This window comes from Streptomyces sp. NPDC050485, assembly GCF_044458185.1.
Lineage (GTDB): Bacteria > Actinomycetota > Actinomycetes > Streptomycetales > Streptomycetaceae > Streptomyces.
Window position 1 is genome coordinate 193,732 of the sequence record NZ_JBITHR010000007.1, and the last position, 12,392, is coordinate 206,123.

The window sequence follows — 12,392 nt, forward strand, 5'->3', positions numbered from 1 at the left end:
AGGGCTCAGCCGTGCGCGGCGTACCGGACGAACGACGTCCAGCCCTCACGCCCGACCGCGAAGCAAGGGCGCGCCACATCCTTGGAGTCCCGTATGCAGATGGCCTGTTCGGTGACGGCGACCTCAATGGAGTCGTCACCCTGGGTGCCGCTGTAGCTGGACTTGAACCAGGCGAGTTCCATCGTGCTCATAGCTCTCCTCGGAGTCGCTCCAACAGACCCCGCGAGTCTTGGGGGTTCAGGGCCTGCGAGCGCAGTGTGTCATAGCACTGGTAGAGGAGGCTCACCTCTTTCGCGTCGCTGATCAGGCGACCGTTTGCTGCCCCTCCGAGTACGCGAGCCGCCGACGCTCCGGAGTCTCCAGCAGTCGCACGGGACCATCGAGGCACGCGTGGAACTCGGCGCCCAGCGGCATGATCTGAAACGTCACGTTGCGTGGGGCAGTGAGTGCCAGCAAGTGGTCGAGCAAGCCCCGCGTCACCTCGGCACCGCCGAGCCGCCGCCGGAAGATGTGCTCTTCCACAATGAAGCTGAACGGGACGTTCGGCCTCTCGCGCAACAGCTTTTGGCGTTCCAGTCGAGCAGCAACCTGGGCCTCCAACTGCCCATCCGACAAAGGCGGAATGCCGTTGTCGAACACCGCCCGCGCATACCCCTCCGACTGCAACAACCCCGGCACCAGCCTGCACTCATACGTACACAGGCTGACCGCGATCCTCTCCAGCCTCGCCCACCGCCGGAACCAGGCCGCCAGCCCCGCCTCCCCCCGCGTAAGGAATCTCGCCGCCTTCCGCAGCGCACCCGTGTTCCCCAGTACCGCCTCCGCCCGCTCCACGAAGGACTCGTCAGGCATCCGGCGCCCCAACTCCACCGATTCCACCGTGTGTTTGGAGAATCGGACCAGGTCCCCGAAGTCGGTCCTGCTGAACCCCGCATGCTCGCGCAGGGCCTGGACGACCGCCCCGAAGGTCCGCAGGCTGTCCGAGGGGTCGGGTTCCCGCTCCACCTCACAGGCCGTCAGGTCATCGCCGTCCATGGTCTCCGTACCGTCGGTCATACGCGGCCACCTCCAGGTGCGTACGTGCGCTGTTCCCCGCGATCGACTCACCCAGAGTGACGGCAAGATCGGCGTACCGTCTACACACTGTCCCCGTACGCTGACGCACCGTACGGACCGCACCTCTGGAACGCGCCCCCGCGCGCCCGCCACAGCGGCCCCATCAACACCACCGCGCCCCACATCCCGGCTACCGTGCGCACTTTCACTCGGAAGCGCCCCTCTGAATCCGCCCACCTGCGGCACTCTCGCCTTCTGCGGCGCCCGCCTCCAGGCCACCGCACCGCAGTGTGCGCACCGCGCAAAGGCCCGGCCCCCTCCTCAGTCGAAGGTCTCCACCTCGGCCTGGGCCTGGGCCTGTTCCCTGGCGCGTCGGCCGACCACCGCCGCGGCCGCCACGGCGCTGCCGAGGAAGGCCATGGCGACGGTCCAGGGCTGGTCGACCACGTGGTCGGTGGCGTGGTCGAGGGAGTAGCGCCCGGCGCCGGTGAGGCCGATCGCGGCGGCGGTGAAGCCGAGGAACGCCGGGTATTCGAAGCCGCCGCCCTGGCTGAAGAAGCCGGCCGGTGCGTGCACGGCGACGGCGCCCGCCATGGCGCCGGCCGCCGCGGCTCCGGCGGCCGGGGTGGCTAGGCCGACGGCCAGCAGGGCTCCGCCGCCCATCTCGCCGAGGCCGGCGGCGATCGCGCTCTGCCTGCCCGGACGGAAGCCCATGTGCTCCATGGCGGCGGCGGTGCCTTCGAGCCCGCCGCCGCCGAAGCAGCCGAACAGTTTCTGGGCACCGTGCGCCATCAGTACCGCTCCCGTCCCGGCCCGCAGCACGAGCAGTCCGAGGTCACGTCGGCTGAGGCAGGTCATGGCGTCTCCCGGAGCGTGGGGCGATGGGCTCGGTGTCCACTCTCCGGCGCGCACCGCGCCGACCCTCAGTGGTGCTGGGCCGTACGGGTCACAAGCCCTCGCCCGCCCAGAGTGTCCGACCGTGCCCCGGCCGGACACTCGCCCGACATGGCCCGGCCACGGCCCATCGGACACTCGCCAAGCATGGCCCGGCCAAGGGCCCCGCGGACACTCGTCCAACGTGGCCCGACCATTGACCCGCCGGGCACCCCCTACCGGCCGGCCTCCCCCTGGGCCGTCTCGATGCCGCCGTGCAGATCGGCGGCGGCCTCGATCGCCGAGGCGGCCGAGACGCACAGGCAGCCCAGCAGGACGGCGGCTATCAGCCGGGCGCCGCGCGAGCGGGGCAGCCTCGGTGCCGGGCGGCGGTCGAGGAGTGCGGCGACCCTGCGCGGCACCGGTCCGGCCGCCGCGGCCAGCACCGCGCGCGGGCGGGCCGGGCCCGGGGCGGCGGCCCGGGAGGCGAGGGCGGCGCGGCCGATGGCGCGCGCGGCGAGCTTGCGGTCGCCCACCGCTCCGGCCGCGTACTCGTCGGCGGACCGCTCCAGGGCGTAGGCGAGCGGGTCACGCAGCGCGCGCAGCGAGGGGTGGCAGTGCGCGGCGAGTTCGGCGGCGGCCAGGAACAGGTGGTGGCGGCCGGCGAGGTGGGCCCGCTCGTGGGCGAACAGGGCTTCCCGCTCGGCGGGTTCGAGGGCGCGCAGCATTCCGGTGGTGACGACGATCCGGCCCGGACGGCCGGGCAGCGCGTAGGCGTCGGGGCTCGGGTCGCGCAGTACGGCGAGCTCGCCGGTGCCGGGCCTCAACCGGCGCCGGGCGGCGCGCAGTTCGCCGAACTGACGGCGGGCGGTGCGGACCAGCGCGGTCCCCGACACGGCGAACAGCCCGGCCGCGGCGGCCGCGGCCGGGAGGGCGAGCCAGGCCGGGAGCGCGTCGAGCGGGGCCGCCAGGTGCTCCAGCGAGGCGAAGAAGGGCAGCCGCAGCGCCCCGGCCAGCGCGAGCAGGCCCAGCGCGGCGGTCGAGCAGGCGGCGAGGCCGGTGGCCGCGACGGCGAGCAGCCAGGCGGCCGGCCGGGGCGGCAGCGCCTCGGCGAGCCGGCGCGCCGTCGGCACGGCGAGGAACGGCACGAGGAGCGGGATCCAGACGAAGAAGATCATCGGCCGTCGCCTCCGGAGTCCTCCAGGAGGGAGCGCAGCAGCTGCTCGTCCTCGTCGCTGAGCTGGGAGACGAACCGGGCCAGCACCGTGGAGCGGTCCTCCTCTTTGGCCAGCTCGGTGTGCATGCGGCGGGCTGTGAGGCCCGGCGCGTCCTCGGTGGGCGTGTACGCGTAGCCCCGCCCGGCACGCTGGCGGGTGACCGCGCCCTTCTCGTACAGCCGGGTGAGGATCGTCGTCACCGTCGTACGGGCCAGACTGCCGCCGAGCTCGGACTGGACCTCGCCGGGGGTGAGCGGCGCGTCGGCGGCCCACAGCGCGGCCAGGACGCCGCCCTCCAGCCCGCCCGCCGGCCGTCGTGCGTCCCCGTGCTCGACCTCTCCCATGGCTGTCATGGAACGCTCCTCCCGCTTCGTTCGTCTACAGTGCTGTAGACCGTCTACATCACTGTAGTCAGCAGGGCCGCGTGCATCCGCAGAACGAACGGCCCGACCACCATTATGGGAGGGCCCACTGACATGCCTGTCGCACCCCTGTTCGCAGCCGCGGCTCCGCAGGCCGTGAACGTTCTCGACGCCGGGTCGGTGCTGGCCGCGTTCGGCGCGCTCGGCATCGCCGTGGTGCTCTTCGCCGAGACCGGTCTGCTCGTCGGCTTCTTCCTGCCGGGCGACTCGCTGCTCTTCACGGCGGGCCTGCTGTGCGTGCCCGGCGGCAACGGGCCGGTGTCGCTCTCGCTGCCGCAGGTCCTGATCGCCTCGGTGGCCGGCGCACTCGTCGGCGCCCAGACCGGCTACTGGATCGGCCGCCGTGGCGGCCGCGCCCTGCTCGCCCGCAGCAAGTCCCGCAAACTGCACGAGGGTGCGGCCCGCGCCGAGGAACTGCTCGCCAAGTACGGTCACGCCAAGGCGATCATGCTGGCCCGCTTCGTGCCGATCGTCCGCACGGTGCTCAACCCGCTCGCGGGCGCCCTCGGCGTACCGGCCCGGGTGTTCGCCCTCTGGCAGATCGTCGGCGGGCTTGTGTGGTCCTGCGCGCTGGTCCTCGGCGGCTACGCGCTCGGCTCGTCCGTGCCGAACATCGACCACTATCTGCTGCCGCTCGTCGCGCTGGTCGTGGTGGTCTCGCTGATTCCGGTCGCCCTGGAAGTCCTGCGCGCCCGCCGCGCCCGTACCACGACCCCCGAGGACGCCCGCTGATGCACTTCGACGACGGGCTGTACACCTGGATCACCGACCTGGCGCACCGCGCGCCCGGGCCGCTGGACACGCTGATCTCGGTCTGGTCGGACTACGGGCTCGCGCTGTTCGCCGTGCTGATGGTCGCCTCCTGGTGGCGGGCCCGCCCGCTCGGCAGTACCCGCACCGCCATGGCACTGGCCGCTCCGCTCATCGTGGTCGCGGCCTATGTCATAAACGACCTGTTCAAGATGGCCGTCCACGAGCAGCGCCCGTGCCAGACCCTGCACACGGTGACCGTCGAGGCCTGCCCGCCGCTCGGCGACTGGTCGTTCCCCAGCAACCACGCGGCGATCGCGGCCGCCGCGGCCGTCGCGATCCTCCTCACCGACCGCACGCTGGGCAAGATCGCGGTTCCCGCCGCGCTCCTCATGGGCGCCTCGCGGGTCTGGATCGGGGCGCACTACCCGCACGACGTGGTGATCGGCCTGCTGGTCGGTGCGGCCGTCGCCGCCATCCTCATGCCTGCCGCCCGCCGCGCCGCGCCCTTCGTGGAACGGCTCGGTGACACCCGGCTGCGGCCGCTGGTGACCTCTCGATGACGAAGGCCCGGCGCACGGGCACGGCGGCCTGCGTGCTGCTTCTGCTCCTCGTGCCGCTCACGGTGCTGGTCGCCGTGCGGCACGGGGCGCCGCTGCCCGGCGACCTGGCCCTGCACCGTTGGCCCCTCGACCACCGCCCGCCGGTCGCCGTGGCCACCGCCCGCGCCGTCACGGCGACCGGCACCGGCGTCCTCCCCTACGTTTTGGCCGTCGCCGCGGGCCTGATCGCGGGCCACGACAGCAAACAGCGCTGGTACGCGGCGGCCGGAGCCCTCGCGGTGCTGGCCCTCGGCCAGGCGGTGCGGTACGGCCTGATGGCGGTCGTCGCCCGGCCGCGCCCGGCCGCCCTCGACTGGGCGACCACGGCTTCCGGCCACTCCTTCCCCTCGGGGCACGCCGCCACGGGCGCGCTCACCGCCGGACTGCTCGTCTGGGCGGTGCTGACCCGGTCCCGCTCCTCGGCCGCCCGCGTCACGGTCGCTCTGCTCCTGCTGTGGGCGGCGGCCGTCGGCCTGTCCCGGATCTATCTCGGCGTGCACTGGGCGAGCGATGTGCTGGGCGGCTGGCTGTTCGCCTCGCTCTGGCTCTGCCTCGCGGCCCTGGCCACGGCTCCTCTCATACGGACCCACATGGCGGGCCCCGAGGCCCTCACCGAACCGGCCGCCCGGCGGGACTGACAGCGGTCCCACCGAGCGGGGACGACCTTCAACCACCTTGTCCGGAAAGGGGGTTGACTGGATCCCGTCCCTGAACTCCTTGTGGACGGCCCGTGTTCACGCCACCGGGGTTCAGCAGGCGGCCATGCAGGCCTCGCAGTAGCGGTCGGCGTTGGTCAAGTCCGACTTCATCGGCGTCGCCGCCTCGTGTCGGCCGAGGCTGCGTCCGCACAGGGTGGTGGGGTCCTCGGCGCTCATGACGTGCCACAGGAGGGTGTCGCGGGCCTCCGCACCCGCCCGGTCGAGAACCGCTTCCGCTCGCAGTTCACGCATGGTCTGCTCCCTCCGCCCCGGCTGCACCGGGGCCGCTTTCCGCTGTGAGTGCTGAAGATCCGAGGCCTGAGGATCCGAGTGCTGAAGGCCCAGGGGGTGTCCCCGCCGGCGTTCACGGCCGCGCGGAGCCGGCGCCGTCACTTCCAGCAGACCCCGCGGCCCGCGTGCCCGCCTCTCGGTGACGCCCGGACCGCCGCGCCGGATCCGGCGTGTCGCACTTGACGGCATACATCGCCGCAGGGTGCGGCGGTCAGCCCGGATCCGGGCAAAATGCCGCGCCGGGCGCCCGAACGAGTGACCGCCGAGGCCCCGGCCGTCAACTCCGCACCCTTTACGCCACCTTGACACCCACGCCTCGCGCCGCCTTGAAGAAGGCGTTCCAGCCGCCCGGAGGCGCCTGTCCGACCTCCAGGCCGCGCAGCCTGTCCAGCACCCTCGGGTCCTGCACATCGAGCCAGTCCACGAACTGGCGGAACGACACGAGACGTACGTCCTTCTTGCCCGCCATCCCCTTCAGCGCTTCCTCGACGGCGTCCATATAGATGCCTCCGTTCCACTCCTCGAAGTGGTTGCCGATGTAGAAGGGCGCGCGATTCGTCTCGTACGCGCGCCTGAAGCCCTGCAGATACGAGGCGGTGGCCTGTTCCCGCCAGCCGGGATAGCGCGAGGGCATGCCCCTGGTGGTGTTCTTCGACTGGTTGGCGAGGATGTTGTAGTCCATCGACAGGACCTCGAAGGAGTGCCCGGGGAACGGGATGCCCTGCAGCGGAAGATCCCATACTCCCTGGCGCTTCCCGGGCCACTTCTGGCGGCCGCCGGGCGATGAGGCGTCGTAGCGCCAGCCCAGTTCCTTCACGATGGGCAGCAGGTTTTCCTGACCGAGCAGGCACGGCGTACGGCCGCCGATGAGCTCCTTGCGGTAGTCGAAGGGCAGCGGGTCGGCGTCGTGCCAGCCGGTGTTGGTACGCCATTCGGTGACGAAGGAGACCGCCTGCTCGACCTCACTGCGCCACTGGGAGGCGGTCCAGTCGGCGACGGAACCCGAGCCACCGCAGAAGTGGCCGTTGAAGTGGGTACCGATCTCATGGCCGTCGGCCCAGGCCTGCCGGGTGTACTTCAGCGTCTCCTTGAGGTGCGGATCGGTGAGGTAGCCGATGTCCGAGGCGCCCACGGGGTTGTTCGGCGGCCGGTACAGGCTCTTCTTCGACTCGGGCAGCAGGTACAGCCCGGAGAGGAAGAACGTCATGCCCGCCCCGTGATTCCTGGCCAGTTCGAGGAAGCGCGGGAAGAGGCCGGTGCCGATCTCACCCGCACCGTCCCAGGAGAAGATCACGAACTGGGGCGGGGTCTGGCCGGGTTCGAGCGGAACTGGCTTGTCCGGCTGGTTCGGCTGCTTTCCGGTGTCCGCCGTCGAACCGTCACCGATCAGTCTGGCCTGCCGTTTTGCGGGCGCCACTCCCTCCCCACGAGCCGGCTGACCGGGCCGTCCCATGCCCTCATCGCCTGCCGAGCCGCATCCGGCGAGCCCCGCCGCGGCGACCGCCCCAAGTCCCGCGCCCAGCAATCCCCTTCGACCGATGTCCCGCATGCCTGCTCCCGTCACTCATCAAAGCGGACCTCTGATGTGTAGACCGCAGAGCCCTGAATTAACCCAATATCAGATGATATTGGGCCGCCCGCCCGTCACTTCGGCATCACCATCACCACGCGTGACCAACCTTTGACTCTCCGTAGACCATCCGACAGACATGGCTTGGATCCAGCCACTCCCACCTCGGGCGCCCACCCCGTTCAACTCACGCCAGCCGAGCCACTCTTCCCCCATTCATGTCATCTTGACGATAACGCGAAATCTCAATATCGTCATTGAGACGAAAAGAAAGGGGTTCCGCCATGGCCGACATCTCCCGGCGCTTCGGCTGGCGCCATCTGCGCTCCGCGCCCACCGCTCATGTCCGGCATCACAAGAACGGCCGTCCCGCCCACGACGGCGCCGGGCTGAGCTTCTGGTTCCGGCCGCTGAGCGCCGCTCTCTCCGAAGTGCCGGTCAACGACCGGGAACTGGCCATGGCCTTCCACGCCCGCACCCGCGACTTCCAGGACGTCACCGTGCAGGCGACCGTCACCTACCGGATCACCGAGCCGGGCAGGGCCGCCGACCGGCTCGACTTCTCCATCGACCCGGACACCGGGGTCTGGCGCGGCGACCCTCTGGAGCAGTTGTCGACCCTGCTGACCGAGACGGCCCAGCAGCACGCCCTCGACGTGCTCACCCGCACCCCGCTCTCGGCCGCGCTCGCCGACGGTGTCGCCGCGGTACGGGAGCGGATCTCGGCCGGTCTCGCGGCGGAGGCCCGGCTGCCCACGACCGGCATCGAGGTGGTGGCCGTACGGGTCGTCGCGATCCGCCCCGAGCCCGAGGTGGAGCGGGCGCTGCGCACGCCGGCCCGGGAGCAGATCCAGCAGGATGCGGACCGGGCGACGTACGAGCGGCGGGCCGTGGCGGTGGAACGCGAGCGGGCCATCGCCGAGAACGAACTGGCGAGCCGAATCGAACTGGCCCGGCGCGAGGAGGAGTTGGTGGAGCAGCGCGGCACCAACACCCGCCGGGAGGCGGAGGAGGAAGCGGCGGCGGACGCGGTGCGCGCCGAAGCGGAGGCCGCCCGCACGGTGCGGCTCGCGCAGGCCCAGGCGGAAGCGGCCCGCGCGTCGGGCGAGGCGCGGGCGGGCGCGCAGGCGGCCTGGCTCCGGGTGCACGGCGAGGCGGACGCGGCCACGTTGCACGCCCTGGCCGCAACCCGGCTGGCCGAGAATCTGCCCCGCATCGACAGCCTCACCCTGTCCCCCGACGTACTCACCGCGCTGGTCGCCCGGCTCGGCCGGGGTGAACGGCCGTGAGTCTGGCCCCGCGAGCGGTGTTGGTCCATCGCACCTCGGAGTACGAGGAGTTGCTCACCAGACACGGCACGTACGGCCAGGCGGAGTTCTTCCTCTCCTCTCGGGGGCGCGGCATCCGCGAGGTCGCCGAACGCCATCACCGGGTGCGGCGGGCCCTCGCCGATGTGGCGGCGGCGGTGCCTTCGCAGTGGCGGCAGGCCCGGGTCGAGCGCGCCGACCTCCACCGTTTCCTGTTCGCCGCCGAGGACGTGGTCGTGGTGGTCGGGCAGGACGGTCTGGTCGCCAACGCCGCCAAGTACCTGTCGGGGCAGCCGGTGATCGGCATCGACACCGAGCCGGGGCGCAACCCCGGGGTCCTGGTGCGCCACCAGCCGTCCGTGGCGGCGGCGCTGCTGCCCGCGGCGGCCTCGCGCGGCTGCGCGGTCGAGGAACTCACGATGGTGGAGGCGGTCACCGACGACACCCAGCGCCTGCTCGCCCTCAACGAGATCTACCTCGGCGCCCCGGGCCATCAGACCGCCCGTTACCGCATCGCCGCCGAAGCCCCGGACGCCGCCGAGGCACAGGCCTCCTCCGGTGTCCTGATCGGCACGGGCACGGGGGCCACCGGCTGGCTGCGCTCGCTGTGGCGCCAGCGTGAGAGCGCTCCCGTCCTGCCGTCCCGCGCGGATCCCCGCCTGGTGTGGTTCGTGCGCGAGGCGTGGCCCTCGCCCGTCACCGGAACCTCGCTGGTCGAGGGAGAGTTGTCGCGCTCGCAGCGGCTCCGGATCACCGTCGAGTCCGACCGTCTGGTCGCGTTCGGCGACGGCATGGAGGGCGATGCGCTGGATCTGACCTGGGGTCAGTCGGTGAGCGTGGGCGTCGCGGACACGGCGCTGCGGTTGGTGGTCTGAGAACGCCGAGAGCGCTCAGAACGCTGAGACCCCTGTGATTGCTGAGCACTCTGAGTACAAGGATCGGCTGCGCGGCCGCGCGTCAGCAGGCCGTGACGGCCGATTGTCAGTGCCGTACGGCATCGTGATGGTGAGCCCGTACTGCCGAGGGAAGGCTGCCGATGACCGCCACCGTTGTGATGACGTCCCATGAACGCTCCGCCGCTCAGGCCTATCTGCGGCTGCTGAGCACCGTGCGCGCCGCCCTCGACTCGCCCGCGGACCGGCCGCAGGGCCCGCTCGCCCTGGAGGGCGTGATCGCGGAAGCGGACGAGGCGCTCGCGCTGGCTGGCCTCGCGGGCAACGAGGAGGCGCTGTTCACCCTCGTCGGCAGCCTGCATGGCGGCGGGGCGCCCGCACAGGGGCGGCCCCGCCGGTGACCCGGCAGCCGCGGGCCGGTGTGCCGGCGCTTGAGGCTGTGTCGGCGCCGGCGGCCGGGTCAGCGCTTGAGGCTGACGCCGCCGTACATCGCGACCTCGTCGGGCAGTGCGTCCTCGCCCGCTTCCGGGCGCCATCGCGAGCACGAGACGACCCCGGGGTCGAGCAGCTCAAGTCCCTCGAAGAACTGGGCCACTTGCTCCGGGGTGCGCTGGGTCAGCTTCGGCGTGCCGTGCTCGTTCCAGAACGCCACGGCGGCGTCCACATCGGGCATGGCCGGGCTGGTGATGGTGTGCGACAGCACGAGGTGGCTGCCCGCCGGGAGCTCCTTCATCAGCTCGCGTACGAGCCGGCGCGCCTCGGTGTGGTCCGGGATGAAGATGACGACGCCGAGCAGCATCAGCGCGACCGGCCGGCTCAGATCGAGGGTCTTCGCCGCATGTTCCAGGATCGCGCCGGCGTCGCGCAGATCAGCGTCGAGGTAGTCCGTGCGGCCTTCGGGGGTGCTGGTGAGCAGGGCCCGGGCGTGCGCGAGGACGAGCGGGTCGTTGTCGACGTAAACGACGCGGGCGTCCGGCGCGAGCCGCTGGGCCACCTCATGGGTGTTGTCGGCGGTGGGCAGCCCGGTGCCGATGTCGAGGAACTGGCGCACCCCACGGTCGGCCACCAGATGGCGCACGGCCCGCCCGAGGAACAGCCGGTCGGCGAGCGCGTAGTCGCCGATGCCCGGGTGGAGCGACCGGATCTGGTCCCCGACCTCGCGGTCCACGGGGTAGTTGTCCTTGCCGCCGAGCCAGTAGTTCCAGATCCGGGCGGTGTGCGGCTGCGCGGTGTTGATGCGGTCGCGCACATGGTCGGGCGTCGAGGCGGGTGCGGGGTTCTCGGTCACGGGTGTCTCTCCTGGCGTTCTGGAGGTGCGGCGCTGCGTCAACGGCCAATCTAGGTACTGGCGTTGCGATCTGTCACAGAGACCCCGCCGCCGCACACCCGCATCCCGGGAACTCGCGCCCGGCCAGTCCTGAGCTACTCCCCGAGCCGCGCCGGAATCTCCTGCCAGCCGAACGCTATGAACGAGGGGACCTGCCTCAACTCCTCGCACTTGACGGCGAGTTCGAGGTCCGGGAAGCGGTCGAAGAGTGCCGGGAGCGCGGTGAGGGCTTCCATTCTGGCGAGCGGGGCGCCGATGCACCGGTGCACTCCGATACCGAAGGCCAGATGGTCGTCGGCGCCGCGCGCGACGTCGAAGGAGTCCGCCCCGGCGCCGTAGTGTGCCGGGTCGAGGCCCGCCGCCGCGTAGGTCGTGATGATGGCGTCGCCCGCGGGGACGGTGACGCCGTCGACCGTGATGTCCGTGACCGCGAACCGCAGCGGGAGGCTGGCGATCGACGGCTGGACCCGCAGGGTCTCGTCCACGACGGCGTCCCAGCTCGTCTCTCCCGAGCGGACGGCCGCGAGCTGGCCCGGGTGGCCGAGGAGCGCCACGACGGCGTTGCCGATGAGGTTCACCGTGGTCTCGAACCCGGCCCCGATGACCAGGAGCAGGGTGTGGACCAGCTCCTGCTCACTGAGCCGGTCCCCGTCGTCGTTGCGCACCTTGATGAGTTCGGTCGTCATGTCGTCGCCGGGCCGCTCCCTCTTGTAGGCGACGAGCGCGGGCAGCACGGTGGCGATCTGCTCCTGCACGAAGGCGGCGTGCCGGGGGGTCGGGTCGGAGGTGTCCATGATGGCGGCGATCAGCCGGCCGGTGGACTCCGTCAAGTGCCCCGGCACACCGAAGAGTTCGCAGATCAGGCGCATCGGCAGCGGGTGGGCGTAGCCCGCCTTGAGGTCGACGGGCCCGCCGGAGGCGGCCGCTTCGGCGAGGCCGTCGAGGAGTTCGGCGGTGATCTCCTCGACCCGGCTCCGCATCGCCTCGGTGCGCCGCGCCGTGAAGCTGGGGGCGACCAGCTTGCGCAGCCGGGCGTGGTCGGGACCGTACGTGGAGAGCATGTTGATCACGCCGACCCACCCCAGGATCCAGCCCCAGTCGGGGTGTTGGCCCAGTTCCGGGAAGAGCGACCAGTGCTTGCGCGGGTCCTTGCTGACGCGGGGGTCGAGGATCAGCGCCTTGAGGGTGTCGTAGCCGGTGGGCGCCCAGGCGGGGATGCCGCCGGGCAGCGTGATGGGCACGATCGGCCCGAGCGCGCGCAGCCGGGCGCTCTCGGCGGCTATGTCCTTACCGAACGGGTCGAGGGGCACACGGGTCAGCGCGGTCATCCTCTGTCACTTCCCGACTGGATGGGTGATTAACCTGCCAAGTAAACAATGGCATTGA

General features: G+C 71.7%; 14 protein-coding genes and 1 pseudogene. 6 read left to right on the top strand and 9 right to left on the bottom strand.

All coding sequences use genetic code 11. The features are described 5' to 3' along the window. Positions 1-5 precede the first annotated feature (5 nt). The 5 genes and pseudogenes from ACIBK6_RS16895 to ACIBK6_RS16915 form a co-directional block, all read right to left on the bottom strand. On the bottom strand, positions 6-191 hold the full coding sequence (locus ACIBK6_RS16895) for a DUF397 domain-containing protein (protein ID WP_399052010.1): 186 nt from the start codon (positions 189-191) through the stop codon (positions 6-8). Beyond that, a pseudogene (locus ACIBK6_RS16900) lies at positions 188-1,056 on the bottom strand (Scr1 family TA system antitoxin-like transcriptional regulator). Before ACIBK6_RS16900 ends, ACIBK6_RS16895 begins: the two are co-directional and overlap by 4 nt. Positions 1,057-1,377: 321 nt before the next feature. Continuing rightward, positions 1,378-1,914 carry a DoxX family protein gene (locus ACIBK6_RS16905; RefSeq protein ID WP_399052011.1) on the bottom strand — a complete coding sequence of 179 codons (537 nt, stop codon included), beginning with the start codon at positions 1,912-1,914 and terminating at the stop codon, positions 1,378-1,380. A gap of 251 nt (positions 1,915-2,165) precedes the next feature. After that, positions 2,166-3,107: a M56 family metallopeptidase gene (locus ACIBK6_RS16910; RefSeq protein WP_399052012.1), complete on the bottom strand. Its 942-nt coding sequence runs from the start codon at positions 3,105-3,107 to the stop codon at positions 2,166-2,168. After that, positions 3,104-3,490, bottom strand: coding sequence for a BlaI/MecI/CopY family transcriptional regulator (locus ACIBK6_RS16915; RefSeq protein WP_399052190.1), 387 nt, complete (start codon positions 3,488-3,490; stop codon positions 3,104-3,106). The genes ACIBK6_RS16910 and ACIBK6_RS16915 overlap by 4 nt, the downstream gene beginning before the upstream one ends. A 132-nt stretch (positions 3,491-3,622) precedes the next feature. Between ACIBK6_RS16915 and ACIBK6_RS16920 the strand changes: the two genes are divergently transcribed. Genes ACIBK6_RS16920 through ACIBK6_RS16930 form a run of 3 tightly spaced genes read left to right on the top strand, consistent with a single transcriptional unit; the run spans position 3,623 to position 5,558 of the window. Then, complete coding sequence (locus tag ACIBK6_RS16920; RefSeq protein WP_399052013.1) at positions 3,623-4,300, top strand: DedA family protein; 678 nt, start codon at positions 3,623-3,625, stop codon at positions 4,298-4,300. Continuing rightward, a complete protein-coding gene (locus ACIBK6_RS16925) occupies positions 4,300-4,881 on the top strand; it encodes a phosphatase PAP2 family protein (RefSeq protein WP_399052014.1) in 582 nt (193 codons plus the stop codon). Before ACIBK6_RS16920 ends, ACIBK6_RS16925 begins: the two co-directional genes overlap by 1 nt. After that, a complete protein-coding gene (locus ACIBK6_RS16930) occupies positions 4,878-5,558 on the top strand; it encodes a phosphatase PAP2 family protein (protein ID WP_399052015.1) in 681 nt (226 codons plus the stop codon). The genes ACIBK6_RS16925 and ACIBK6_RS16930 overlap by 4 nt, the downstream gene beginning before the upstream one ends. 111 nt (positions 5,559-5,669) lie before the next feature. On the opposite strand, the gene ACIBK6_RS16935 is transcribed toward ACIBK6_RS16930, so the two are convergent. Further along, positions 5,670-5,870 (bottom strand): hypothetical protein, encoded by a 201-nt coding sequence (locus ACIBK6_RS16935; protein ID WP_399052016.1) that lies wholly within the window; start codon positions 5,868-5,870, stop codon positions 5,670-5,672. Between the two features lie 331 nt (positions 5,871-6,201). Then, positions 6,202-7,458, bottom strand: coding sequence for a hypothetical protein (locus tag ACIBK6_RS16940; protein ID WP_399052017.1), 1,257 nt, complete (start codon positions 7,456-7,458; stop codon positions 6,202-6,204). A gap of 305 nt (positions 7,459-7,763) precedes the next feature. Here ACIBK6_RS16940 and ACIBK6_RS16945 point away from each other — a divergent pair, with 305 nt between their 5' ends. The 3 genes from ACIBK6_RS16945 to ACIBK6_RS16955 all read left to right on the top strand — a co-directional run bounded on the left by ACIBK6_RS16945 (position 7,764) and on the right by ACIBK6_RS16955 (position 10,080). After that, on the top strand, positions 7,764-8,768 hold the full coding sequence (locus ACIBK6_RS16945) for an SPFH domain-containing protein (RefSeq protein WP_399052018.1): 1,005 nt from the start codon (positions 7,764-7,766) through the stop codon (positions 8,766-8,768). Beyond that, a complete protein-coding gene (locus ACIBK6_RS16950; protein ID WP_399052019.1) occupies positions 8,765-9,661 on the top strand; it encodes a hypothetical protein in 897 nt (298 codons plus the stop codon). Before ACIBK6_RS16945 ends, ACIBK6_RS16950 begins: the two co-directional genes overlap by 4 nt. A 161-nt stretch (positions 9,662-9,822) precedes the next feature. Continuing rightward, on the top strand, positions 9,823-10,080 hold the full coding sequence (locus ACIBK6_RS16955; protein ID WP_399052020.1) for a hypothetical protein: 258 nt from the start codon (positions 9,823-9,825) through the stop codon (positions 10,078-10,080). Positions 10,081-10,139: 59 nt separating this feature from the next. Here the strand turns inward: ACIBK6_RS16955 and ACIBK6_RS16960 are convergent, their stop codons facing one another. Next, entirely contained in the window at positions 10,140-10,967 is an 828-nt protein-coding gene (locus tag ACIBK6_RS16960) for an SAM-dependent methyltransferase (RefSeq protein WP_399052021.1), read from the bottom strand. A 134-nt stretch (positions 10,968-11,101) separates the two neighbouring features. Continuing rightward, complete coding sequence (locus ACIBK6_RS16965) at positions 11,102-12,334, bottom strand: cytochrome P450 (protein WP_399052022.1); 1,233 nt, start codon at positions 12,332-12,334, stop codon at positions 11,102-11,104. Positions 12,335-12,392 lie beyond the last annotated feature (58 nt).